Origin of the sequence: Lichenibacterium ramalinae (assembly GCF_004137085.1) — a bacterium.
In the GTDB taxonomy this organism is placed as follows: domain Bacteria; phylum Pseudomonadota; class Alphaproteobacteria; order Rhizobiales; family Beijerinckiaceae; genus Lichenihabitans; species Lichenihabitans ramalinae.
In genome coordinates this window covers 89,325-111,697 of record NZ_QYBC01000002.1, presented here as the reverse complement: position 1 = coordinate 111,697, position 22,373 = coordinate 89,325, and the positions used below count along the sequence as shown (strand labels likewise).

20 protein-coding genes are annotated in these 22,373 nt (G+C 72.8%); 8 read left to right on the top strand and 12 right to left on the bottom strand.

Features of this window, described 5'->3' with window-relative positions; genetic code table 11:
• Positions 1 to 105: 105 nt before the first annotated feature.
• The 6 genes from fghA to D3272_RS02755 form a co-directional block, all read right to left on the bottom strand.
• Complete coding sequence (gene fghA / locus D3272_RS02780) at positions 106 to 945, bottom strand: S-formylglutathione hydrolase (RefSeq protein WP_129217563.1); 840 nt, start codon at positions 943 to 945, stop codon at positions 106 to 108.
• Between the two features lie 73 nt (positions 946 to 1,018).
• Entirely contained in the window at positions 1,019 to 1,861 is an 843-nt protein-coding gene (gene hpnK, locus D3272_RS02775; RefSeq protein WP_129217562.1) for a hopanoid biosynthesis-associated protein HpnK, read from the bottom strand.
• A gap of 148 nt (positions 1,862 to 2,009) precedes the next feature.
• Positions 2,010 to 3,434 carry a hopanoid biosynthesis associated radical SAM protein HpnJ gene (gene hpnJ, locus D3272_RS02770; RefSeq protein ID WP_129217561.1) on the bottom strand — a complete coding sequence of 475 codons (1,425 nt, stop codon included), beginning with the start codon at positions 3,432 to 3,434 and terminating at the stop codon, positions 2,010 to 2,012.
• On the bottom strand, positions 3,434 to 4,594 hold the full coding sequence (hpnI, locus tag D3272_RS02765) for a bacteriohopanetetrol glucosamine biosynthesis glycosyltransferase HpnI (RefSeq protein ID WP_281010607.1): 1,161 nt from the start codon (positions 4,592 to 4,594) through the stop codon (positions 3,434 to 3,436). The genes hpnJ and hpnI overlap by 1 nt, the downstream gene beginning before the upstream one ends.
• Complete coding sequence (locus D3272_RS02760) at positions 4,591 to 5,271, bottom strand: ABC transporter substrate-binding protein (RefSeq protein ID WP_129217560.1); 681 nt, start codon at positions 5,269 to 5,271, stop codon at positions 4,591 to 4,593. The genes hpnI and D3272_RS02760 overlap by 4 nt, the downstream gene beginning before the upstream one ends.
• A gap of 7 nt (positions 5,272 to 5,278) precedes the next feature.
• Positions 5,279 to 6,403: a flippase-like domain-containing protein gene (locus tag D3272_RS02755; RefSeq protein WP_165361191.1), complete on the bottom strand. Its 1,125-nt coding sequence runs from the start codon at positions 6,401 to 6,403 to the stop codon at positions 5,279 to 5,281.
• A 352-nt stretch (positions 6,404 to 6,755) separates the two neighbouring features.
• Between D3272_RS02755 and D3272_RS02750 the strand changes: the two genes are divergently transcribed.
• The 7 genes from D3272_RS02750 (at position 6,756) to folK (ending at position 13,262) form a co-directional block, all read left to right on the top strand.
• Positions 6,756 to 7,370 carry a ribonuclease D gene (locus D3272_RS02750; RefSeq protein ID WP_129217558.1) on the top strand — a complete coding sequence of 205 codons (615 nt, stop codon included), beginning with the start codon at positions 6,756 to 6,758 and terminating at the stop codon, positions 7,368 to 7,370.
• Between the two features lie 105 nt (positions 7,371 to 7,475).
• Positions 7,476 to 8,267 carry an LPS export ABC transporter periplasmic protein LptC gene (gene lptC / locus D3272_RS02745; protein ID WP_129217557.1) on the top strand — a complete coding sequence of 264 codons (792 nt, stop codon included), beginning with the start codon at positions 7,476 to 7,478 and terminating at the stop codon, positions 8,265 to 8,267.
• Between the two features lie 8 nt (positions 8,268 to 8,275).
• Positions 8,276 to 9,034 (top strand): lipopolysaccharide transport periplasmic protein LptA, encoded by a 759-nt coding sequence (gene lptA, locus D3272_RS02740; RefSeq protein ID WP_129217556.1) that lies wholly within the window; start codon positions 8,276 to 8,278, stop codon positions 9,032 to 9,034.
• A 227-nt stretch (positions 9,035 to 9,261) separates the two neighbouring features.
• Positions 9,262 to 10,200 carry an LPS export ABC transporter ATP-binding protein gene (gene lptB / locus D3272_RS02735; protein ID WP_245496350.1) on the top strand — a complete coding sequence of 313 codons (939 nt, stop codon included), beginning with the start codon at positions 9,262 to 9,264 and terminating at the stop codon, positions 10,198 to 10,200.
• A 155-nt stretch (positions 10,201 to 10,355) separates the two neighbouring features.
• Complete coding sequence (gene rpoN, locus D3272_RS02730) at positions 10,356 to 11,888, top strand: RNA polymerase factor sigma-54 (RefSeq protein WP_129217555.1); 1,533 nt, start codon at positions 10,356 to 10,358, stop codon at positions 11,886 to 11,888.
• Positions 11,889 to 11,925: 37 nt separating this feature from the next.
• Complete coding sequence (gene folP / locus D3272_RS02725) at positions 11,926 to 12,762, top strand: dihydropteroate synthase (RefSeq protein WP_245496349.1); 837 nt, start codon at positions 11,926 to 11,928, stop codon at positions 12,760 to 12,762.
• Positions 12,759 to 13,262: a 2-amino-4-hydroxy-6-hydroxymethyldihydropteridine diphosphokinase gene (gene folK / locus D3272_RS02720; RefSeq protein WP_245496348.1), complete on the top strand. Its 504-nt coding sequence runs from the start codon at positions 12,759 to 12,761 to the stop codon at positions 13,260 to 13,262. Before folP ends, folK begins: the two co-directional genes overlap by 4 nt.
• Positions 13,263 to 13,397: 135 nt before the next feature.
• Here folK and hemW read toward each other — a convergent pair whose 3' ends face one another.
• Together hemW and rdgB are read right to left on the bottom strand one after the other, a co-directional pair.
• On the bottom strand, positions 13,398 to 14,561 hold the full coding sequence (hemW, locus tag D3272_RS02715; RefSeq protein ID WP_129217554.1) for a radical SAM family heme chaperone HemW: 1,164 nt from the start codon (positions 14,559 to 14,561) through the stop codon (positions 13,398 to 13,400).
• Between the two features lie 66 nt (positions 14,562 to 14,627).
• A complete protein-coding gene (gene rdgB, locus D3272_RS02710; protein ID WP_129217553.1) occupies positions 14,628 to 15,266 on the bottom strand; it encodes an RdgB/HAM1 family non-canonical purine NTP pyrophosphatase in 639 nt (212 codons plus the stop codon).
• A 291-nt stretch (positions 15,267 to 15,557) separates the two neighbouring features.
• On the opposite strand from rdgB, the gene D3272_RS02705 reads away from it, so the two are divergent.
• Positions 15,558 to 17,183, top strand: coding sequence for a GAF domain-containing hybrid sensor histidine kinase/response regulator (locus D3272_RS02705; protein WP_165361189.1), 1,626 nt, complete (start codon positions 15,558 to 15,560; stop codon positions 17,181 to 17,183).
• Positions 17,184 to 17,209: 26 nt separating this feature from the next.
• Here D3272_RS02705 and D3272_RS27125 read toward each other — a convergent pair whose 3' ends face one another.
• Genes D3272_RS27125 through D3272_RS02690 form a run of 4 tightly spaced genes read right to left on the bottom strand, consistent with a single transcriptional unit; the run spans position 17,210 to position 22,372 of the window.
• Complete coding sequence (locus D3272_RS27125; protein WP_165361188.1) at positions 17,210 to 18,070, bottom strand: rhamnan synthesis F family protein; 861 nt, start codon at positions 18,068 to 18,070, stop codon at positions 17,210 to 17,212.
• Positions 18,067 to 19,977 (bottom strand): glycosyltransferase family 4 protein, encoded by a 1,911-nt coding sequence (locus tag D3272_RS27120; RefSeq protein WP_165361187.1) that lies wholly within the window; start codon positions 19,975 to 19,977, stop codon positions 18,067 to 18,069. Before D3272_RS27120 ends, D3272_RS27125 begins: the two co-directional genes overlap by 4 nt.
• Entirely contained in the window at positions 19,974 to 21,521 is a 1,548-nt protein-coding gene (locus D3272_RS02695) for a glycosyltransferase family 9 protein (RefSeq protein ID WP_129217550.1), read from the bottom strand. Before D3272_RS02695 ends, D3272_RS27120 begins: the two co-directional genes overlap by 4 nt.
• Complete coding sequence (locus D3272_RS02690; RefSeq protein ID WP_129217549.1) at positions 21,521 to 22,372, bottom strand: ABC transporter ATP-binding protein; 852 nt, start codon at positions 22,370 to 22,372, stop codon at positions 21,521 to 21,523. The genes D3272_RS02695 and D3272_RS02690 overlap by 1 nt, the downstream gene beginning before the upstream one ends.
• Position 22,373: the final 1 nt, after the last annotated feature.

Genomic DNA, 22,373 nt, shown 5'->3' with positions numbered 1-22,373 from the left:
ACAGGCGTCACATACGCCCGGGCCCGCCTGCGGACCCTGCCTCTCTCCCGGGACCAACAGAACGCAACTTGGATTGGTTCCAAGGTGCCGGTCGGACATGGCGGCTCAGGCTTTCAACCGGTCGGCGTGCCAGCGCAGGTGGTCGGCGATGAACGAGGCCACGAAGAAGTAGGAGTGGTCGTAGCCGTCGCGCCGGTTCAGTGTCAGCGCGATGCCGGCGTCGCGGCACGCCGCCTCGAGCAGCCCGGGCTTGAGCTGGCCGTCGAGGAAGGGGTCTGCCGTGCCCTGGTCGACCAGGATCTCGGCGCGGCGGGCCCCGTCGGCGATGAGCGCGCAGGCATCGTAGGGTCGCCAGGCCGCGCGGTCCGGGCCGAGGTAGAGGCCCAGCGCCTTCTCGCCCCACGGGCAGTTCATAGGCGACGCGATGGGGGCGAAGGCCGAAACGGCGCGGAACCGCCCGGGCTGGCGCAGCCCGACCGTGAGGGCGCCGTGGCCCCCCATGGAATGGCCGCAGAGGCTCTGGCGCCCGAGGTCCAGCGGCAGCTCCGCGCCCAGCAGGGCCGGCAGTTCCTCCTCGATGTAGCGGCGCATGCGGAAATGCGTCGACCAGGGCGCCTGCGTGGCGTCGCAGTAGAAGCCCGCGCCTTGGCCGGCGTCGTAGGCCGGGTCGTCCGGCACGCCCTCGCCGCGCGGGCTGGTGTCGGGAGCGACCAGCGCCAGGCCGAGCTCCGCGGCGACGCGCTGCGCGCCGGCCTTCTGCATGAAGTTGTCCTCCGTGCAGGTGAGTCCCGCCAGGAACCAGAACACCGGCACGGGGCCGCGCTCGGCCTGCGGCGGCAGGAAGACGGCGACGCGCATGGGCGTGCCGGTGGCGGCGGACTCGTGCTTGAGCGTGATCTGCCGGCCGCCGAAGCAGCGGGTGTCCGAGACGACGTCGAGGCTCATGGCGAGCTCCAGCGTTGGAGGAAGGGTCACCCCGATAGAGCGCGGGCGGGCGGCCCGGCAAGGCCGCCCCGCGTCATCCGAGGTCGCCGTAGCCCCCGAGCGTGGCGCCGCTGCGCCGGGCGGCGGCGGCCACGGCCGGGTCGAGCAGGGCCTCGAACTCGTCGCGATAGCGGTAGCCCGGGGCGGCGCCCGGGTAGTCGCCGTCGAGCGCCGGATGGGTGTAGATCTCGGTCGTGCCCGCGGGCAGGCGGTCCAGCAGGGCCGCGACCCGGCGCGCCGTCATGGCGCCCGTCCAGCTCAAGCCGAAGACCTGGTCAGGCACCCGGCATCCGGCCCGCCGCATCCGCGCGCCGAGCAGGCGCGTCCAGGGCGCCGTGATGGCGGGCAGGGCAATGCGGGCCTCGGGCTCGATGGCCCGGACGACGCTCACGGGTTCCGCCGGGATGCGCACCGCCCGCATGCCGTGGCGGGCGCCGATGCGGATCATCAGCCCCGCCACCGTCGGGTGCAGGTGGAAGTGCTGGTGGGCGTCGACGTGGTCGAGCGGCAGGCCGGTGGCGGCATAGGCGGCGAATTGCGCCGCGACCTCGCGGGCGAGCTGCCCGCGCATGCGCGGCGAGAAGAACAGCGCGGCGCCGAAGCGGGCGGTGTCGCGCCGGAACCAGCCGTCCGGGCCGACGAGGTCGGGCACGGCGTCGGGCGGCAGGGCGGGGCGGGCGTCGACGAGCGCGAGGTGCAGGCCGACGCGCAGGCTCGGTGTGCGGCGGGCGATCGCCACGGCCTCGGCGGCGGCGGGGGCCGCCACCATCAGGCTCGCGGCGGTGAGGATGCCGTCCCGGTGGGCGCGTTCGACCGCGGCATTGACCTGGGACGAGAGGCCGAAGTCGTCGGCCGTGACGATGAGGTGCTTGGGCATGGGAACGTCCTTCCCCCGCGGGCGGGAGAAGGGGTCGCGGCGAAGCCGCGACGGATGAGGGGAGGCGAGACCGTCGCCCGTCCCTCACCCGGCCCCGCCGCGCGGGGCCGCCTTCCCCCGCTTCACGGGAGACGGGCGATGCTCGCGCTCAGGCGGCTTCCTTGCGGTCGCGCAGGAAGCGGAAGAACTCGACGCCCTCGCGCAGGCGGCGCTTCATCATCTCGGGGGAGCGCACCATCTCGCCGACGATCGAGGCGATCTTCGGCGCGCGGAAATAGAAGCGCCGGTAGAAGTCCTCGACCGAGGTGAAGATCTCGGTGTGGTTCAGGTGCGGATAGGATAGCGGTGCGATCTGGGTGCCGCCCTCGGTCAGCAGGTCCTGGCTCTCGTCGTAGAGCCAGCCGTTCTCCTTGGCCTGCTTGTAGAGGAAGGTGCCGGGGTAGGGCGCCGCCAGGGAGATCTGGATGGTGTGGGGGTTGATCTCCTTGGCGAAGTTGATCGTCTCCTCGATCGTCTCCTTCGTCTCGCCCGGCAGGCCGAGGATGAAGGTGCCGTGGATCACGATCCCGAGCTCGTGGCAGTCCTTGGTGAAGCGACGCGCCACGTCGGTGCGCATGCCCTTCTTGATGTTGTGCAGGATCTGCTGGTTGCCGGATTCGTAGCCGACCAGCAGCAGGCGCAGGCCGTTGTCCTTCAGCACCTTCAAGGTGTCGCGCGGCACGTTGGCCTTGGCGTTGCAGGACCAGGTGATGCCGAGCTTGCCGATCTCCCGGGCCAGCGCCTCGACGCGGGGCAGGTTGTCGGTCAGCGTGTCGTCGTCGAAGAAGAACTCCTTCACCTGCGGGAAGGCGGCGCGGGCGTAGCGCAACTCGTCCATCACGTGGCCGATCGAGCGGGTGCGGTAGTTGTGGCCGCCCACCGTCTGCGGCCAGAGGCAGAAGGTGCAGCGGCTCTTGCAGCCGCGGCCGGTGTAGAACGACATGTAGGGGTGCTTGAGGTAGCCCCCGAAGTAGTTCTCGATCTCGAGGTCGCGCTTGTAGACGGGCGTGACGAAGGGCAGCTCGTCCATGTTCTCGAGGATGCGCCGGTCCTGGTTGCCGACGATGACGCCCTCGCGGTTGCGATAGGTGATGCCGTCGATCTTGGACCAGTCGCGGTCGTCCGCCACTTCCTTGATGGTGAAGTCGAACTCTTCGCGGGCGACGAAGTCGAGGGCCGAGCAGGCTTCGAGGCTCTGCACCGGCTCGACCGCCACCTTGGCGCCGACGAGGCCGATCTTGAGGTCGGGCTTGAGGTCGCGCAGCATGCGGGCCGTGCGGATGTCGGAGTCGAAGGACGGCGTCGAGGTGTGCATCACGACCATGTCGTAATCCTTCACCTGCGGGGCGATGTCCGAGAACTTCAGCTTGTGCGGGGGGGCGTCGATGAGCTTCGAGTTCTCGACCAGCGCGGCCGGCTGGGCCAGCCAGGTCGGATACCAGAAGGACTTGACCTCGCGCTTCATCTGGTAACGCGCGCCGGCGCCGCCGTCGTAGCCGTCGAAGGAGGGAGCCTGGAGGAACAGAGTGCGCATCAAGAACCTGCTTTGTCGGGCGCCGTCATCGATCCATCGGTGTGCAGCGCGAAGCTGTGGCCGCGCCAATCGATCGAACCGGGCCAGAAGCCGAGGAGGAAGACCAGGAAAGCCGCGTAATCGCGGACGGGGCCGAGAATAAGGCTTTTCGTTCCCGTGTTCAGCGTGCGGCCGACGATAATCTGCAGGAGTAGCCGCGATGTCACAGCGAGGCCGAGCATCGCCATGGCGCCGGGGCCGAAGCCCGACAGCAGCGCCGCCAGGGTCGCCAGCGGCACCGGGTGGGTGACGACCGAGCCGGCGAAGCCCGCCGGATCCACCGAACGGATGGTGCGCGACCAGCGGAGCTCCTGGCGCAGGAGGGCGCCGAAGCTGTCCGCCGTGCAGGTGTGGCCGAGCACGAGGTCGGGCGGCACCGCGACGGCGAGGCCGAGCGCCCGCACGGCCGCCCCGACCGCGTAGTCGTCGGCCAGCCGGTCCTTGAAGGCCGCGAAGCCGCCGATGCGCGTCAGCGTGTCGCGACGGAGCGCGATGGTCGAGCCGAAGCAGGGCTTGGCGAGGCCGAGCGCCAGGCCCACCACGACGTTCGGCAGGAAGTGGTGGTCGATCCACTGCACGGCGAGCCGGGACCAGACCCCCGGCACCGCGACCCCCCGGTAGAGGCAGGTGACGGCGCCGGTTCCGGGAGCCTCGAGGGCCGACACCACGCGGGCGAGGTAGTCGGGGCCGACCAGCATGTCGCTGTCGGCGAAGACCAGCACGGGGTGGCGGGCCCGCTCCGCGATGTTGACGAGGTTCGACACCTTGCCGTTGGTGCCGTGGCGCCGCTCGTCGACCACGAGCGCGACGTCGCGGCCGGGGAACTCCGCCAGCACCCGCTCGACGGTCCCGACCGCCGCGTCGTCGGCGCGCGCCACGCCGAAGAGGATCTGTACGGGACCATCGTAGTCCTGCCGGCAGAAGGAGCGCAGGTTGCGGGCGAGGTCCGGCTCGTCACCGTAGAGCGGCTTCAACAGGCTCACGCCGGGCGCGGGGCCGACCGGCGCTGGCGGGACCGGCGCGCCAAGGCGGATGCCGCGCCTGACGAGCCAGGCCGCCAGCACGGCATAGGCGCAGCCGGCCCCGGCCAGGGCGAGGAGCAGGAGCGTGACGAGGGTCAGAATGCCTTCATGTCCTTGTCGGTCTGGGCCTTCACGGCCGCCATCAGCCCGTCGAAGCCGCCGCTCTCGAAGGTGGAGCCGTATTCGGACCGCCAGGTGGCGAGCTGGCTGATGGTGCCGTTGAGGTAGATGTCGACGACCTTCCAGTCGCCGGCCTTGCCGCGCAGCAGGTAGTTGATGTCGACCGGCGCGCCGGAGCCGTTGAACTTCGATTTCACGAACTTGTCCTGGCCCCGTGCCGAGACGTCGGCGTCGATCCTGTAGGTTTCGCCCTTGAAGTCGTCGAAGGTGGAGGCGAAGGTCGCCACCAGCAGCCGGCCGAAGGCGTCGCGCAGCGCGGCCTGCTGGTCGGGCGCGAGCTTGGCGAAGTCGGGCCCGACCGCGATGCGGGTCATGGTGGCGACGTCGAAGAGGCGGGTCATCACGGGGTGGAGGTGGTCGTAGCGGCCCTGCATGTGCCACTCGCCGGCGTGGCGCATGGCGTCGAAGAGCGCGTCGTAGAAGTCCTGCACCACCAGGGCGGCGGGGTCGGCGGGGCTGGCAGCCGGAGCCGTCGCGGGCTCGGGCGGCGGGGCCGCGGAGGCCGGTTCCGCCGTCCCCATCGACAGGGCCGCCCCCATCGTCACGGCTGCCCCCAGCACCAGGAGGGCTCCGCGCCGTCGCATCGCGTTCTGCATGGTCTCTCTATCGTCTCGGGCCGTCGGGCCCTGCCGCGTCGATGCGGGCTGCCGGGGACAGGCGACGGGATGGCTCCGGATGCCGGGCCTGTCCAGCGGCTTCCGCCGGTGCCGGGTCCGACGCCGCGCCTTTGCCGTCCGCCTGCGGCGCGCCCGCCACAGCACCTCGCACCAGAATGCGGCGGCTTTCCAGGGCCTGCCAGGCGAGCAGGCCCGGCAGGCCCAGCACCACCTCGGGAAAGCGCTTGGCGAGCGACAGGGCGATGGCGGCCGGCGCCGGGATGCCGAAGACGGCGCAGAGCGCCACGAAACCGGCTTCCTGCACGCCGATGCCCCCGGGCACCACGAAGGCCGCGCCCCGCACCGCCTGGCCGAGGCTTTCCAGCACCAGCGCGGTGCCGTAGGGCACCGGATGCCCCATGGCGCGCAGCGCGAACCAGACCTCGAGGACGCCGAAGAACCAGATGGCGAAGTGCAGGGCGAAGACCGCACTGAGACGTCCACGGCGCCGGTAGAGCGCCAGGAAGGCGTCGTTCACGGCGGCGAGGCCGCCCCCCACCGCCGTCCATTGCGGGCTGTCGGTGAGGTGGCGCACCACCCGGTCGACGAGCCGGGCCCCGCCGAAGCGCTGGGCCGCGTAGAAGCCGCCGAGCGCCGGGGCCAGCAGGGCCAGGCCCAGCGCCACCCAGCGCACGATGGCGTCGCCGCCCCCGACCGTGGCGAGCAGCGCGACGCCGATCAGGGTGAAGACGAACTGCGTGACGGTCTGGGCCAGGAGGTCGACCAGCACGGACGCCACCGCGAGGCCGCTCGGCACGCCCCAGAAGGTGATGAGCCGCGCCCCCACGACTTCGCCGCCGACCTGCGCCACGGGCAGCAGGACGTTGACGGATTCGCGCACCCAGCGGAGCAGCAGGCAGGCCCGCAGCGTGCGGCGGTTCTGCCGGTCGAGCAGCAGCCACCAGCACAGGCCCGCCCCCGCCGCCTCGCCGACCCGCACGAGCGACACCGGCACCACGCCCCAGCCGACGGCGGCGACGGCGGCGGCGATCGGCTGCCAGCCGTAGAAGGCCACGAGCGCCACGGCGGCGGCGGCCCCGACGGTGCTGGCGATGACGAAGGTCAGGCGCATCGTGGCGTTTCGATCCCGCTCGCCGGGCCCGGTCGTGCTGTCGCCGACAGGGTCCGGCTGGAAAAGGGGCGAGCCTGCTCGCAGGCCCGGGCCGGAGCCGACCCGAGGAGGTGCCCGCCGTGCGGCGCGCGGCGGGACCCCGCCCTTACCACGGGACCCCGCCGCGGCGGCAAGCGCGAAAGCCGCCGGTTTTCCCGTCCGCGCCGGCGCCGTGGGGGCAGGTCGCGGCGCGGCGGCGCGCTCCGGCCTGTGTCGCGCCGGTGCCGACACACGCCGACTCTGGAAGGCGAGCCCGTCAGGCTCTAAGGTGCGGGCACGTCCGGCACGGGCCGGACCCAACCCGAAAGCCGCCATGGCCATCCGACTGCACAAGGGCGACCTGCCGGCCGATTACCGGGCCGGGACCAGCGTCGCCATCGACACCGAGACGCTGGGGCTCCGGCCGCACCGGGACCGGCTCTGCGTCGTGCAGCTGTCGACCGGGGACGGCTCGGCCGACCTCGTGCAGGTCGCCAAGGGCCAGACCGCGGCGCCGAACCTCGAACGGCTGCTGCGCGACCCCGCCGTCGAGAAGCTGTTCCACTTCGGCCGCTTCGACGTCGCCGTGCTGTTCAACGCCTTCGGCGCTATGACGGAAAACCTCTACTGCACCAAGATCGCCTCCAAGCTGGTGCGGACCTACACGGACCGGCACGGGCTGCGGGAGCTTTGCCGCGAGCTCCTCGGCGTCGACGTGTCCAAGCAGCAGCAATCGTCGGACTGGGGCGCCGACACGCTGTCGGACGCGCAGGTGAACTATGCCGCCTCGGACGTGCTGCACCTCCACGCCCTGAGGGCCCGGCTCGACGCCATGCTGGCCCGCGAAGGCCGCACGGAGGTGGCGCAGCGCTGCTTCGCCTTCCTGCCGACCCGGGCCCGGCTCGACCTCATGGGCTGGGGCGACACCGACATCTTCGCGCACGAGTGACGATCAGTCCGGCACAACCCTGCCCTGCGAGACACGGGCCGCCGGCCATAACTTGGCCACGGCTTCGGGGTTACGTCCAGGTTCCGGCCTTCCTGTTGTGAGCGCATGACTCATCTCGCCACCGCCCCCGGGCGGACGCCAGCTTCCGGGCTGCCCGCGCGGCCTCACGTGCGCCAGGCCGCGCCCGATGCGGGAGCGTCGGGCCAGGCCGCGCCGGACGCGGTGGCGTCTCCCGATGCCGCGACGTCGCGCGTCGATGCCTTCAAGGCCGCCGGGCGACACACCGCCCGGGTGCGGCTGCTGCGCCGCTTCATCCTGTTCGGCGCCGTTCTGGGCTCGGTGGCCATCGTGGTCTTCGCCTTCTTCAACCCCTTCCGCGCCGTCATCCCGGGCTTGTCGATCGACGGCGTGGGGCTGAGCGGCAGCAAGGTCACCATGGACCACCCGAAGCTCACCGGGTTCCGCTCCGACGGACGTCCCTACGACCTGCTGGCGAGTTCCGCCGTGCAGGACGCCAAGACGCCCAACGTGCTCGAACTGCACGACATCGACGCCCACGTCACCATGGCGGACCAGAGCGTGGTCCACATCGTGTCGGCGGCGGGTCTCTACGACAGTTCCAAGGAGACCATGCAGCTGAAGAGCGCCATCCACCTGACGAGCGACAAGGGCCTCGACGCCCACATGCTCAGCGCCTTCATCGCGTTCAAGACCGGGGCGGTCGAGACGCACGAGCCCCTGACCGTGGTGATGACCACCGGCACCGTCTCGGCCGACAGCATGCACATGGTCGACAACGGCGCCACCGTGGTGTTCGAGGGCCACGTCCACACCGTCGTGACGCCCGCGGCGACCGCCGCCCAGACAGCCTCCACAATGAAGGGCACCGCTCCGTGATGCACCGCATGCTCCCCGGGGCCGTCGCCGCCGCCCTCGTCCTCGCCGTGTCGGCGGCGCCGGCCTGTGCCAAGGCGAAGACGCCCGCCGCCATCCCCTCGGTGGACGACGCCAAGGCCCCGGCCGCCGATGCCGCGCCCAGGAAGGCCGCGGCCGGCGTGCCCCTCTTGCCCGGCAGCGGCTCGAAGGAGCCCGTCAACATCTCGGCCGACAAGCTCGATTTCCTCAACAAGGACAACAAGCTCATCTACACCGGCAATGTCGTCGTCATCCAGGGCGACTCGACCTTGAAGGCGTCCAAGCTCAACATCGACCTGCAGAAGGACGCGCCGGGTGCCGGCGGCGCCACCGCGCCGGCCGACGGCGCCGCGCCCGGACAGGGGAGTTCGGTGCGGCACATGGATGCCGACGGGCCCGTGACGCTCATCTCGAAGGACCAGGTCGGCACCGGCGACCGCGCCACCTACGACAAGGCCGAGAACAAGGTCTATCTCTTCGGCAACGTCACGCTGAGCCAGGGTCCCAACGTCACCCAGGGCGACAGGCTGATCTACGACATGACGTCGGGCCAGGCGCAGGTCTTCTCCGGCGCGACGAACGGCGGCCGCGTCATGAGCATCTTCACGCCCGGCAGCGGCACCCCGGGCGGCCCGGCGAAGGGCGCGCCGGCCAAGACGGCTCCGGGCAAGGCGGCGCCGAAGGGCCGGACGGCGGCGAAGCACCGCGGCGCCATCGCCCTGACCCGCGACGCCGACGCGGCGCAGTGACGGCGGAAGGTCCCGGCGTGGCGGCACCCGCATCCAGACCGCGCGGCCTCCGGCGGCTGTTCTCGCGCGCCGCGCCCGCAGCCGCGGCTTCCGTCGCGCCGGACCCCCGGCGTCGCGAGCCCGCTTTCCAGCCTGCGGCGAACGCGGCCGCAACGGCCGGGCCCGAGATGGCTGAGCCCGAGATGGCTGGTTCCGAGATGGCTGGTTCCGAGATGGCTGGGTCCGAGATGGCTTGGCCCGACGAGGCTGCCTGGCCCGACGGCACGCTGCCCGAGGACACGTTGCCCGAGGACTTGGCCGACGGCGCCTGGCCGGACCCGGCGCTCGACGCCGAGGGCGGCGGCCTGCCCGAAGCCTATGATGACGCGCAGGCGCCGGACGACGACTACGCCCGCGACCCCGCCTGGGACATGGCGCCGGGAACCCTGCGCGACCTGTCCCCCGAGGGCATGCTGGGCGTGTTCAACCTCGGCAAGGCCTACAAGGGCCGCAAGGTCGTCCACGACGTGTCGATCAACGTCCGTCGCGGCGAGGCCGTGGGCCTGCTGGGCCCGAACGGCGCCGGCAAGACCACGGTCTTCTACATGATCACCGGGCTGGTGAAGCCCGACAAGGGCATGATCCAGATCGACGGCCACGACGTCACGGGCCTGCCCATGTACCGGCGGGCCCGGCTGGGCATCGGCTACCTGCCGCAGGAAGCCTCGATCTTCCGCGGCCTCAACGTCGAGGACAACATCCGGGCCGTGCTGGAGATCACGGTGCCGGACCGCAAGCAGCGGGACCGCGAGCTCGACCAGCTGCTCGACGAGTTCTCCATCACGCGGCTGCGCAAGGCCCCCTCCATCGCGCTGTCGGGCGGCGAGCGCCGGCGCTGCGAGATCGCCCGCGCCCTGGCGGGCCACCCCTCCTTCATGCTGCTCGACGAGCCCTTCGCCGGCATCGACCCGATCGCGGTCGGCGACATCCAGGACCTCGTCCGGCATTTGAAGCAGCGCGGCATCGGCGTGCTCATCACCGACCACAACGTGCGCGAAACGCTGGGCCTGATCGACCGCGCCTACATCATCCACTCCGGCCATGTCCTGACCGAGGGCACCGCAGACGAGATCGTGGCCCACCCCGACGTGCGCCGCCTCTACCTCGGCGAAGACTTCCGCATGTAGCCATCGCGCCACGACCGGACTCCCATGCAAATACGGGGCCGGATCGCCGCGGGAGGGTTCCTTTACCGGGAACCATGCTATGGAGGGGGCGACGGCAGGGGCGGGCGACGCGGCGGACCGCAGCTCCGGCGGCGGATCCGGGGAACAGGGACCGAATGGCGCTTTCAGCCAAGCTCGTGATGCGCCAGGGCCAGGCCCTGGTGATGACGCCGCAGCTGATGCAGGCGATCAAGCTGCTGCAACTGTCGAACCTCGAACTCGCCTCCTTCATCGAGGAGGAGCTCGAGCGCAACCCCCTGCTCGAACGGGCCGAGGAGGGGCCGGACCCGCGCGAGCACGAGCCTCCGGCCGAGCCGCCCGCGACCGGCGACCCCGTCGAGGCGGACTGGACCAGCGACGAGTTCGCGACCGACCGGGGCGCCCTCGAGGCCGGTCTCGGCACCGAACTCGAGAACAGCTTCGATGGGGAACGGACCGGGCCGGCCGCCGACCCGGCGGGCGACATGATGGGCCTGTCGGCCACGTCCTGGACGGGGGCGCCGCCCTCGGCCGAGGGCGAAGGCTCGAATCTCGAGCGCTACGTGGCGTCGCTGCCCTCGCTGCACGACCACCTGGCGGCCCAGCTCCTGCTCGCCGTGACGGATCCCGTCGACCGCCTGATCGGTCACAGCCTGATCGACGCCGTCGACGAGGCCGGCTACCTGTCGGAGCCCGTCGAGGCCGTGGCGGAGCGGCTCGGCGTATCGGTCGCCAGCGTCGAGGCCGTGCTGGCCATCGTCCACACCTTCGAGCCGACCGGGGTCGCGGCGCGCTCGCTCGCCGAATGCCTGACGCTGCAGCTCAAGGAACGTGACCGGTTCGATCCCGCCATGGCGGCGCTGATCGGCCGTCTCGACCTGCTCGCCCGGCGCGACCACGCCGGACTGAAGCGGCTGTGCGGGGTCGACGACGAGGACCTCGCCGACATGGTGGGCGAGATCCGCCGGCTCGATCCCAAGCCGGGCCGCTCCTACGGCGGCGGGCCGGTGCAGACGGTGGTGCCGGACGTCTACGTGCGGTCCGCCCCCGACGGGTCCTGGCTGATCGACCTCAACACCGACGTGCTGCCCCGCGTGCTGGTCAACCAGTCCTACCGGGCCCGCGTCACCCGCGGCACCGCCAGCGACGCCGACAAGAGTTTCGTCAACAACTGCCTGCAGACCGCCAACTGGCTGACCAAGAGCCTCGAACAGCGGGCCCGCACCATCCTCAAGGTGTCGAGCGAGATCGTCCGCCAACAGGACGCCTTCTTTGCCCACGGCGTCCAGCACCTGCGTCCGCTGAACCTCAAGGCCGTGGCGGACGCGATCGGCATGCACGAATCCACCGTCTCGCGCGTGACGTCCAACAAATACATGGCGAGCCCGCGCGGCATCTTCGAGCTCAAGTATTTCTTCACCGCGTCGATCGCCTCCACGCTCGACGGAGCCTCCCACTCCGCCGAAGCGGTGCGTTTCCGCATCAAGCAGATGATCGAGGCCGAGACGCCCGCCGACGTCCTGTCCGACGACGCCATCGTGGCCAGGCTCAAGGCCGCCAACATCGATATCGCCCGCCGCACGGTGGCGAAATACCGCGAAAGCCTGCGCATCCCGTCCTCGGTCGAGCGGCGGCGCGAGAAGTCCGTCATGGTGCTGGCGGGACGCTAGGCATGACGGGTCCCGCTCTCCGACGAGGCCCCCGGCCTTGACGCCCGCCGTCGCGGCCGGCCTCGACCGCCTGCTCGCCGGGGCCGAGGCGCTCCGCCCCGTCATGGGCATCCTCAACGTCACGCCCGATTCCTTCTCCGACGGCGGCCGGCACGACGCCGATCCGGTGGCGCGCGGCGAGGCCCTGGTGGCGGAGGGCGCCGCCCTGCTCGATGTCGGCGGCGAATCGACCCGGCCCGGCTTCACGCCGGTGCCGGCCGAGGAAGAATGGCGGCGCATCGGCCCTGCCGTCGCCGCGCTGGCGGCGCGCGTGAGCGTGCCGCTGTCGGTCGACACGACCAAGCCCGAGGTGGCGGCCCTGGCCCTGTCCGCGGGTGTCGCCGTGGTCAACGACATCTGGGGCTTCCAGGGCGACGCCCGCATGGCCGCCTGCGTGGCGGCCCAGGAGGCCGGCGCCGTGCTGATGCACAACCGGCACGCCGTCGATCCCGCGCTCGACGTCGGCGAGGACATGCTGCGCTTCTTCGACCGCTCCCTCGCCCTGGCGGCGGAGGCCGGCGTGCGCCTTCACCGCATCGTGCTCGACCCGGGCATCGGCTTCGGCAAGACGCAAGCCCAACAGGTCGACGCCATCCGGGCCATCCCCCGCCTGCGCGCCGCCTTCGGCCTGCCGGTGCTGGTGGGCCTGTCGAAGAAGCGTTTCCTCGGCGCCATCACGGGGGCGCCGGTCGAGCGCCGCGGCGTCGAGACCCTGGCCGCCAACCTCGCCGCCGCGGCGGCGGGCGCGGCGATCTTCCGGGTGCACGACGTCGCCGACCACGTGGCGGCCCTGAAGGTCTTCGGCGCGATCCTGCCGACCGGAGATCGGCCGTGAGCCGCCTGCGCGGGGCCGTCGAGGTCGCGTTCCAGTTCGGCAGCAACGTCGGCGACAAGGTCGACAACGTGGCCCGGGCGGCGCGCCTGCTGGAGGCCGCCGGCATCGCCCGCGACCTCCGCCTGTCCACGCTCTACCGCACGCCGCCCTGGGGAGGTGTGCCGCAGGACTGGTTCGTCAATGCCTGTGCGGTCGGGATGACGGCCCTGCCGCCCCGCGACCTGTTGCGCCGCGTCAAGGCTGTCGAGGTGGCGCTCGGCCGCGTCGAGACGGTGCGCTGGGGGCCACGGGTCATCGACATCGACATCCTGTACCGGGGCGAGGACAGCGTCGACACGCCCGAGCTGACCCTGCCGCACCGCGACGTGCTGAACCGCGGCTTCGTGCTGGTGCCGCTGGCCGAACTCGTGCCCGAGCGCATCATCCGCGGCGTCCGGATCGCCGATGCCGCGGCGCGGGCCGACGTGGCGGGGATCGTGCGGCTGTCCGGCGAGAGCTGAAGACCCGTCCCCGTCCTGCGACACCGGGGCGGTCGCCCGCATCGCGGATGGAGCGACCGGTCGGGTTTCCGTCCGCCGGTCTCCGAGCAGGCTCGACGGAGTGGTGTCGGGGCTTCCGAGACAGCCGATCCTGCTTCAGGCGGCGAGGTCCGCCACCACCATGTCGAGCACCGGAAATCCTTCGCGGGTGACGCGCAGCCGGCCCGTCGAGGATCGCTCGACGAGGCCGTCGCCGATCAGGCTGGCGACGCGCGTGCCGTCGATCGTCCGGCCCGCCAGGGCGGCGAAGCGGGCGGGATCGATCCCCTCGGCGAGGCGCAGCCCCATCAGCAGGAACTCGTCGCCCTGTTCCTCGGACGACAGGCCCTCGTCCGCCACGAGGCCGTGGCCCTCGCCCTCCACCACGGTCAGCCACATCTCGGGATGCCGTTCGGTCGAATGCGCGCGCCGCCCGTCGGGCGTCAGGATGCGGCCATGGGCGCCGGGGCCGACCCCGGCATATTCGCCGTAGCGCCAGTAGACGAGGTTGTGGCGCGACTCGGCGCCGGGCCTGGCGTGGTTCGAAACCTCGTAGGCCGGCAGGCCGCGGGCCGCCGTCAGCTCCTGGGTGACTTCCCACAGCACGCGGGCCTGCTCGGGGTCCGGCACGGCGAGCTTGCCGGCCTTGTAGAGCCGTTCGAACATCGTGTCGGGCTCGATGGTGAGCTGGTAGAGCGACAGGTGCTCGGCGGCCCGGTCGATGGCGCCGTGGAGCTCGGCCTTCCAGGCGTTCGCCGTCTGCCCCGGGCGGGCGTACATCAGGTCGAAGGAGAAGCGCTCGAAGTGGCGGGCCGCGATCGCCACTGCGGCGAGGGCCTCGTCGGCGCTGTGAAGCCGGCCCAGCGCCTTGAGGTCGGGGTCGTTCAGCGCCTGCACGCCGAGCGACACGCGGTTGATGCCCGCCGCGCGGTAGCCTTGGAAGCGCGTCGCTTCGACGCTGGTCGGGTTGGCCTCGAGCGTCACCTCGGCATCGGCCTCGACCTCCCAATGGCCTCCGATGGCGTCGAGGATGCTGCCGACCGTCGCGGGCCGCATCAGCGAAGGCGTGCCGCCGCCGAAGAACACCGACCGCACCCTGCGGCCCGGCGTCAGGGCGGCGCGATGCGCCAGCTCCTGCCGAAAGGCCGAAAGGAAGCGGGCCTCGTCCACCGGGGCCTGGCGGACGTGGCTGTTGAAGTCGCAGTAGGGGCATTTCGACAGGCAGAACGGCCAATGGACGTAGATGCCGAAACCGGGGTCGGGTGAGCCGAGGGCAGTCATGCCGCCTTATCGCACGGCGCGGGGGCGCGGGTCACGCGGCAAACAAAACCGGGGCGGTCCGCGTCGTCACGGGGCCCCGAACAGGCGCGCCGCCAGGATCTGGAAGGCGCGGGCCCTGTGGGACAGCGCTTCGCCCCCGTCGGCCGGCAGGCCGTGCTTTTCCTCGGCCGACATCTCGCCGAAGGTGCGGCCGTGCCCGTCGGGCAGGAAGCTGGGGTCGTAGCCGAAGCCCCTGTCGCCGCGCGGCGGATGGACGATGACGCCGTGCACATGGCTTTCGACCGCCTCGCATCGCCCGTCCGGCCAGACGACGGCCAGCGCCGCGGTGAAGTGGGCGCGTCGCGCGGCGGCGTCCGTGGCCCCGCGTTCCGTCAGCATCGCGTCGATCCGGGCCATCGCGCCGGAAAAGTCCTTGTCGGGGCCGGCCCAGCGCGCCGAATAGATGCCGGGCGCGCCGTCCAGCGCTTCCACGCAGAGGCCGGAATCGTCGGCGAGCGCCGGCAGGCCGGTGCCTCGCACCGCGGCTTCGGCCTTCAGCCGCGCATTGGCGGCGAAGCTCGTGCCGGTCTCGTCGGGCTCGGGCAGGCCGAGGTCGCCGGCCGACAGCGCCGTGACGCCGTAGGGGGCGAGCAGGTCGCGGAATTCCGCGATCTTTCCGGCATTGTGCGTGGCGATCACGAGGCGGGTCAGGGTTGGATCGCGCATGGGACACTCGAGGGCAGGCCGGGGCCGGTGAGGGGTCGCCGTCACCCGCCTGGGGTTACCGCGTCGCGCCCGTCTTGGCCAGTTCTCCCGGCCGCTTCTCCCGGCCGCTTCCCCCCGGGCCTGGTCGGCAGATGGGCCGCGGCCGCGCCCGACTGCGACACCATGTCCGGGGAAGAGAGTCGACGGCTTTGGAAAACCACGTTTTTTTCTCACAAAAGCGACAGATATCCGCGAAGGATGATGGGTGCGGATCGGGATCCGCGTCGAGGGCCGCTGTGGATGTCGGATGGCGTGGAACCGGTGAAGGCGTGGCAGGCCGAAGGGCCGCTGGTCCGCGACCCTGTGCTGGACCGCCTCGTCGCGCTCGTGGCGGACCTGCTCGAGGCCCCCATCGCCGTCCTGGCGCTCTTCGACGCGGGCGAGGCTCGGATCGTGGCCCAGGTCGGGCTCGACCCCGATGCGGCCCGGCGCGGCGTCCCGGCCGTCGAGCCCCTGACGGACCCGCACACGCGGGTGATGCCCGACCTCGGGCGTGACGGACTGGGGCCGTTCGAGCAGCTCCTGCCGACGGCTCCGGGCTTCTACGCCGGCACGCCCGTGTCGGGGCGGGACGGTGCGCTCATCGGCGTGGTCTGCGCCATCGACACGGATCCGCGGCCCTCGCCCTCCGGGCGCGACATCCGGCGCCTGGAGGATATGGCGGTGCTGGCCGGCGACGCGCTCGCGGGGCGGCGGGCCGTCGAGAGTGCCGAGGCGCTGGCGGAGTCACGCACGGAGTTGCTCGCCGACCTCAGCCACGAGCTGCGCACCCCGCTCAACGGCATCGTGGGCTTCGCCGAGATCCTGCGACGGGACGGGGCGGGCGACGACCGCGCGCTCCGCAGCCTGGAGCGGATCGAGGAGGCCAGCCGGGGCCTGCTGACCATCGTGGGCGACGCCCTCGACCTGGCCAAGCTCGGCAGCGGTGCGGTGCGGCTCGACGCGCGTCCTTTCTCGGCGGCCCGGCTCGTCGAGGACGCCGCCGCCCTGGTGCGGCCCGACGCCGACCGGAAGGGCCTGGCCCTCGCCGTCGAGCTGCCCGGCACGCCCCTGGGTCCCGTGATGGGCGACCCCGACCGGCTGCGGCAAGTGCTGCTGAACCTGCTCGCCAATGCCGTGAAGTTCACCGAAGCCGGTACGGTGCGGGTGAGCCTCGGCGCCGAGGGCGGGGCGGAGGGGCGGCCCGTGGCGCTGACTTTCGTGGTCGTCGACAGCGGCGTCGGCATCGCCAGCGACGGCATCCCGCGGCTGTTCCAGCGCTTCGCCCAGGCCGACGGCACCATCGCGCGCCGCTTCGGCGGCACGGGGCTCGGGCTCGCCATCTCGAAGAGCCTCGTCGAAGCCATGGGCGGGGTCATCACGGTGGTGTCGGCCCCGGGCGCCGGCGCGCGCTTCACCGTCTCCCTGTCGCTGCCGCCCGCGCCCGATCCCGTACCGCAGGCGCCGGCAAGCGTCGGGGGGCGGTCGCCGGACACGACGCGCGACGCGCTGAAGGGGTCCGCCGTGCTGCTGGCCGAGGACGTGTCGCTGAACCAGAAGCTGGCCCTGCAGCTGCTGGAGCCGCTCGGCGCCGAGGTCGACGTGGTCGGCGACGGCCTCGCCGCCGTCGCGGCGGTCGCGCGCCGTGACTATGCCCTGGTGCTGATGGACATGGAGATGCCGGTCCTCGGCGGCCTCGACGCCACGCGGCGCATCCGCGCCCTCGGCGGCCCGGCCGGCAGCGTGCCGATCGTGGCCCTCACCGCCAACGTGTTCCCCGAACAGCTCGCGTTGTGCCGCGCCGCCGGCATGGACGACCACCTCACCAAGCCCTTCGGCGCGGACGACCTCGCCGCCAAGGTGCTGCTCTGGGCCCGCCGCCTCGCCCCGGCGGGCTGACGGGAAGGACCGCGCCGGGCCTTTTCTCAGATGTACGGCACCGTCCGGTGGCGCGCCGCTTCGCGCGTCAACGGGGCCGCGGCGTCGGTCTCGCCGATGTGCCACCCCCAGGCCAGGGCCGCCATGCCGATGACCCGCTCCAGCGCATGGGCGTGCGTCCCGTCCCGCGCGATGGGCTCGGGCTCGAACAGGCTCGCGTCGACGTGGGGCAGCAGCGCCGACAGGAAGCCGCCGCGCATCCAGAACATGGTGCCGGCGATGAAGGCGAGGTCCGTGTCGGCGATCGCGAGGCCGGCGACGCCCCCCATCAAGCGGCCGACCTCGGGGCGGTTGCCGCCCCAATAGGCCGGGTTGGCGATGAAGGAACCCGGCGCGCCGAGCAGGGCGAGGCGGGGGTCGGCGTCGAAGCGCGACAGGGCGCGCGCCGCCGCGAAGGGGCCGGGCAGCAGGCCGCGCAACGTGTCCCGCCGCCACCACTCGCCCTGGTCGGAATAGGCGCTGCGCTTGCCGTGGATCTTCAGCACGGCGGCGTCGGGGGCGATGGCGAGCCGGCCGGCCAGCGTGAAGAAGGGCAGGAGGTCGCGGCCGCGGTTCTCCACGGCATAGAATGCGATCGCCGCGCGCGACCGGCCGCGGAAGGGCTCCCAGGCGGCGAAGACGTCGGGGTCGCTCGACGACACGTGCACGGCCGCGCCGCGGGGCAGGGCCAGCAGGCAGGCGGCGAGTTCCGGCACGAGGTCGGCGTGGTGGCAATGGCAGAGCGCCAGGATCCGCCCGGCCGGCACGGACGGCTGGAACGGTCCGGCCAGGGCGGAGAAGCCCCGGCGGCCGGCCGTGCCCAGCGCGCTCCGGAGCCGGCGCGGCAACCGGTCGCGCAGGCGCGTCACCGCCCGCTCGCCCGCTTCAGCCGGTCGAGGCCGCGGTGGGCGGCGGCCAGCAGGGCGCGGGTGCCCGGGATATGGCGGCCCAGCCAGAGCACGCCGCCCTGCACCAGGCGGCCCGACAGCCAGGCCAGCCGGTCGAGGTCGTCGGCACCCTCGGCGTCGCCGAAGGCCCGGGCCCGCATGTAGCTCATTCGGCCGCGCAGCGCATCGATACGGCGGACCACCCGAGCCCTGTCGGCGCCGGCGATGGCGCGGTCCAGGGTGGCGCGGAGGTCGTCGGTGGCATCGTCCCAGTCGCGCGCCGGCCCGTCCGCCCGCACCTCGCTCCAGGTCGGAGGATCGGCCAAGCGGCGCAGCAGGTCTGCCTCGTCGGAGAAGACGTGGATGTTGGCCCGCTCGGGCAGCCCCCCGGCGATCTCGGCATAGGGCGGCAGGTCGCGCACCAGGATGGGCCGGCGATGCGCCAGGGCGTCGAGGATGGGAAAGCCGAAGCCCTCGTAGACCGACGGATAGACCACGACCCGCGCCGCTCCGTAGAGCGCCGTCATCTCGGCCGCCGTGATGCCGCCCGATGGGCGGGCGTCGACCCCCGGCACGGCCCCGGGGGGCAGCCCCAGCACCGCGACGGGGCGGGCGAGTCCCGCCCGAGCCAGGGCCGAGGCGGTCTCGTGCAGGCGCTTGTGCGGCATGGCATTGCCGATGACCAGGACGGTGCCGTCACGCGGCGCGTCCGGCACGGGCCCGAGCCGGTAATCGGCCAGCGCCAGCGAATGGAGCGAGATGGCGGCGGGACAGGCCGGGGGGTCGAAGCGGCGCGCGAACTGGCGCGCCGTGAAGCCGCTGTTGAAGAGGATGCCGTCCGCCTGGGCCAGGCAGAAGCGCCACAGCGCGTCGAGTTCGTCCGGCGCGTCGCGCTGGCAGTCGAACCCGATCGTGTCGAGCAGCACCAGGACCAGCACGGGCGCCCGCCGCACCGCCGCGTCGATCTCGCGCCACAGGAAGGGTTGGCCCAGGCGGATCAGCGCCGCGTAGACGTCGCGGTCTGCCGGATCGGCCCGCGTCACGACCGGCCCGAGGTCGGCGAAATGGGCCGCGAAGGCTTCCGGGGTGGCGACGACCGTGAGGGCGAGGTCGGCCCACCGCGCCGCGGCGCGGGCCACGAGCGCACGGGCGAGACCGGTGGTGCCGCTGTGTCCCGGCCCGGCATGGCTGAGGTCGAACGCCACCCTGAGCCGCCCGTCGGCGCCCGGCTCCAGCCCGCGCATCAGCGCGTCGGCCCGGGCCGGCGCGGCGGCCCGCTGACGCAGCAGGGCGGGGCGCCACGCGGCGGGGATCGTATCGGGTGCCGCCATGGCGGGCCCGTCCGGATGCAGGGCCTCGGCCCGTCCCGCCACGGCGACGCGGAACCCCAGGCGGTTCAGGGCGAGCAGGGGTGCCACGAGGTCGTCGGGCCCGTCGGCGGCGGGCGCGTTGCCGGCGACGAGCGCCAGGGCCGATGCCTTGATGTAGGTGGCGCGGGCGTCGGGCAGCAGGCCGTAATCGAGCGCCGGTGCGGCGCCGGGGTGCGGCGGCCCCGGCACGGCGGCGAAGCGCGGCACGGCGGCGGCGACCATGGGGTCGAGGTCGGCGACGCGGCGCAGTTCGGCCGCCGCCTGCGCCGACAGCACCGTTCGGGCTTCGACCACTAGAAGGTCCATGCCCGCTGCGGTGGCCCGCTTCAACGCCGCCCCGAGGCCGCCGGGCGGCACCGCGCGGGCTTCCGCCAGGGGAAGGCCGGCCCCGGTAAGGCTTCCGGTCAGTCGCGCCGCCGCCGCCGCCCCGCCGAGGTCGCCGATCCCGGTCAGGACGGCGACGCGGAACTGCGGCGAGACCCGCCAGGGCCCCTCCGCCCCCCTGTCCGGCGCCGTCACACCAGGGCCGGGGCGCGGCAGCGCGCGCGGATGCGATCCGCCGCCGTCCCCAGCAGGCGCGGCCAATCCATGTCGCCGTCGTGGCGCAGCACTTCGACGCTGTCGTACCAGGGCCCGACAGGCCCCGCCGCCCCCCAGCGCCAGCAGGAATCGGGGCGCGACAGCAGGAGCGTCGGTGCGCCCCCGGCGCCGGCGAGGTGCACCACGGCGGTGTCGACCGACACGACGAGGTCGCAGGACGCCACCAGCGCGGCGAGGTCGACGAAGTCGCGGATGGACGGCACCGCCACATGGTCCTCGCGGGCCAGGCGCGCCGCCTCCTCCGGTGTGAGGCGGTTCAGCAGCACCGTGAAGTCGACGTCGCGCCGGCCGAACAGCGCCGCGAAGGTATCGAGCGGGATCGAGCGCGTGTGCTCGTACTGGCGGGGGTGGCCCCGCCAGCAGATGCCGATCCGCGGCCGGTCGCCCGCGGGGCGGGGCGCCGGCGGGCCGAGGTCGATGTAGCGGCCGCGCGGCGCGAGGTCCTCGGCTTCGAGGACGGCGGCGAGCTGCATGGAGGGGACGAAGACGTCGTAATCGGGCTCGCGCGCGTCCTCGGACACGAAACGGATCTCGGGAAAGCTGCGCGCCATGAGGCCCAGCAGCGGCGCCGGCACGCGGCCCAGGATGGTGGCGTCGGGCGCGCGCGCCAGCAGGCGCGGCAGGAAGCGCGCGACCTGGAGCATGTCGCCCAGGCCGTGCTCGAACAGCACCATCAGCCGCCGCCGCCCGAGCGCCGCTCCGGTCCAATGCGGGCGATGCCGGCGGAGCGGGTAGGTGCCGAGCAGGGCGTCGGCGGCGCTCCAACTCGCCAGCCCGTCGCGGATCCGGCCGCGCTTCAACAGGTGGAAGGCGTAGCCCTGGCGTGCGTCCGGGTCCGTGCCGTCGCGCCCGATCGCCGCCTCGTAGGCGGGGCCGGCCTCGTCGAGCCGCCCCACCGCGTCCAGCACGTCGCCCCGCAGCACGAGGCTGCCGACGTCGTCGCCGATCCGCTCGATGTCGCGCGCCGCCTCGGCGAGGCGGCCGAGCCGTAGCGCCGCGCGACGTCCGGTCTGGTCGATGCGGCGGGCGAAGGGCGTCCCCGCCACGGTGCGGGTCCAGGCCGGCAGGGCGGCGGCGATGGCGGCGAAGTCCCAGGTGCCGAGCAGGCCGTCGGCCAGCACGGCCGTCTCGAGCGGGGTCAGGGTGGCGAGCCGGCCCGCCGCCGCGGCGGCTTCGGCGAACCGGTGGCGCATGTAGGGCGCCAGCACGGCGTCGCGGCACCCGGCGAGGTCGTCCGGCGCCACCGTCACGGCGGTGAGGAGGCTGTTCCGGTTGAAGGTCGCCGACAGAAGGCGGGCCCGCCGGGCCGGGTCGGCCGGGACCGGCCGATGCGCCACGTAGGCCTCGCGGGCCCGGATGCGCGCGAGGTCGGCGGTCTCGGACAGGCCATGGATGCGCAACATGGCGGCGGCGGAGGTGATCTTGCGTGCCAGCAGCATGAGATCCCGCCGCGATCGCGCCATCAGGCCCTCACGTCGGCCGATGCGATGTCCTGGGCGGCGAACTCCGGCTTGTCGCCCTCGTCCACCTCCTCGTCCTCGGGCGTGTCGACGACGGGCGTCGCGGTCTCGTCCACGCCCCGGATGTAGCGGTCCCAGACGTCGTCGACCGACCCCTCGGCCACGATGGTGCCGGCTTCGAGCAGCACGGCCCGATTGCAGTAGGACCGCAGCGAGCCGACATCGTGCGAGGCCAGCACCAGGATCTTGGCATTGTCCATCATGGCGTCGAGCCGGGCCTTGGCCCGGGTCGCGAAGCCGGCGTCGCCGAAGGAGATCATCTCGTCGAAGAGCAGGATGTCGGGGTGGCGCGTCGTCGAGGTGGCGAAGGCCAGGCGCATCCGCATGCCGGACGAGTAGGTCCGCATCGGCAGGTGGAGATAGGGGCCGAGTTCGGAGAAATCGGCGATCTTGGGGATGGCGCGCCGCGCCTCCTTCAGCGACATGCCGAGGAACACGCCGCGCTGGATGATGTTGTCGGCCCCGGTCAGCTCGGCATCCATCCCCATCTCCATGTCGATGAGGGACGACACCGTGCCGGCGATGTCGGCGCGGCCGGCCGACGGCTCGTAGGAACCGGCGAAGACCCGCAGCAGGGTCGACTTGCCGGCGCCGTTGTGGCCCACCAGCCCGAGCCGGTCGCCGGGCTTCAGCGACAGGCTGATGCGGCGCAGGGCCTTCACGGTGACGACGTCGCGGTCGTTGGCCTCGACCTGCCCGCCGACGCGGCGGATCAGCGTCGTCTTCAGCGAGCGTCCCCGGGAGTTGAAGATCGGGATCTCGACCGAAGCATCGACGAGTTCGATGGAAGCCACG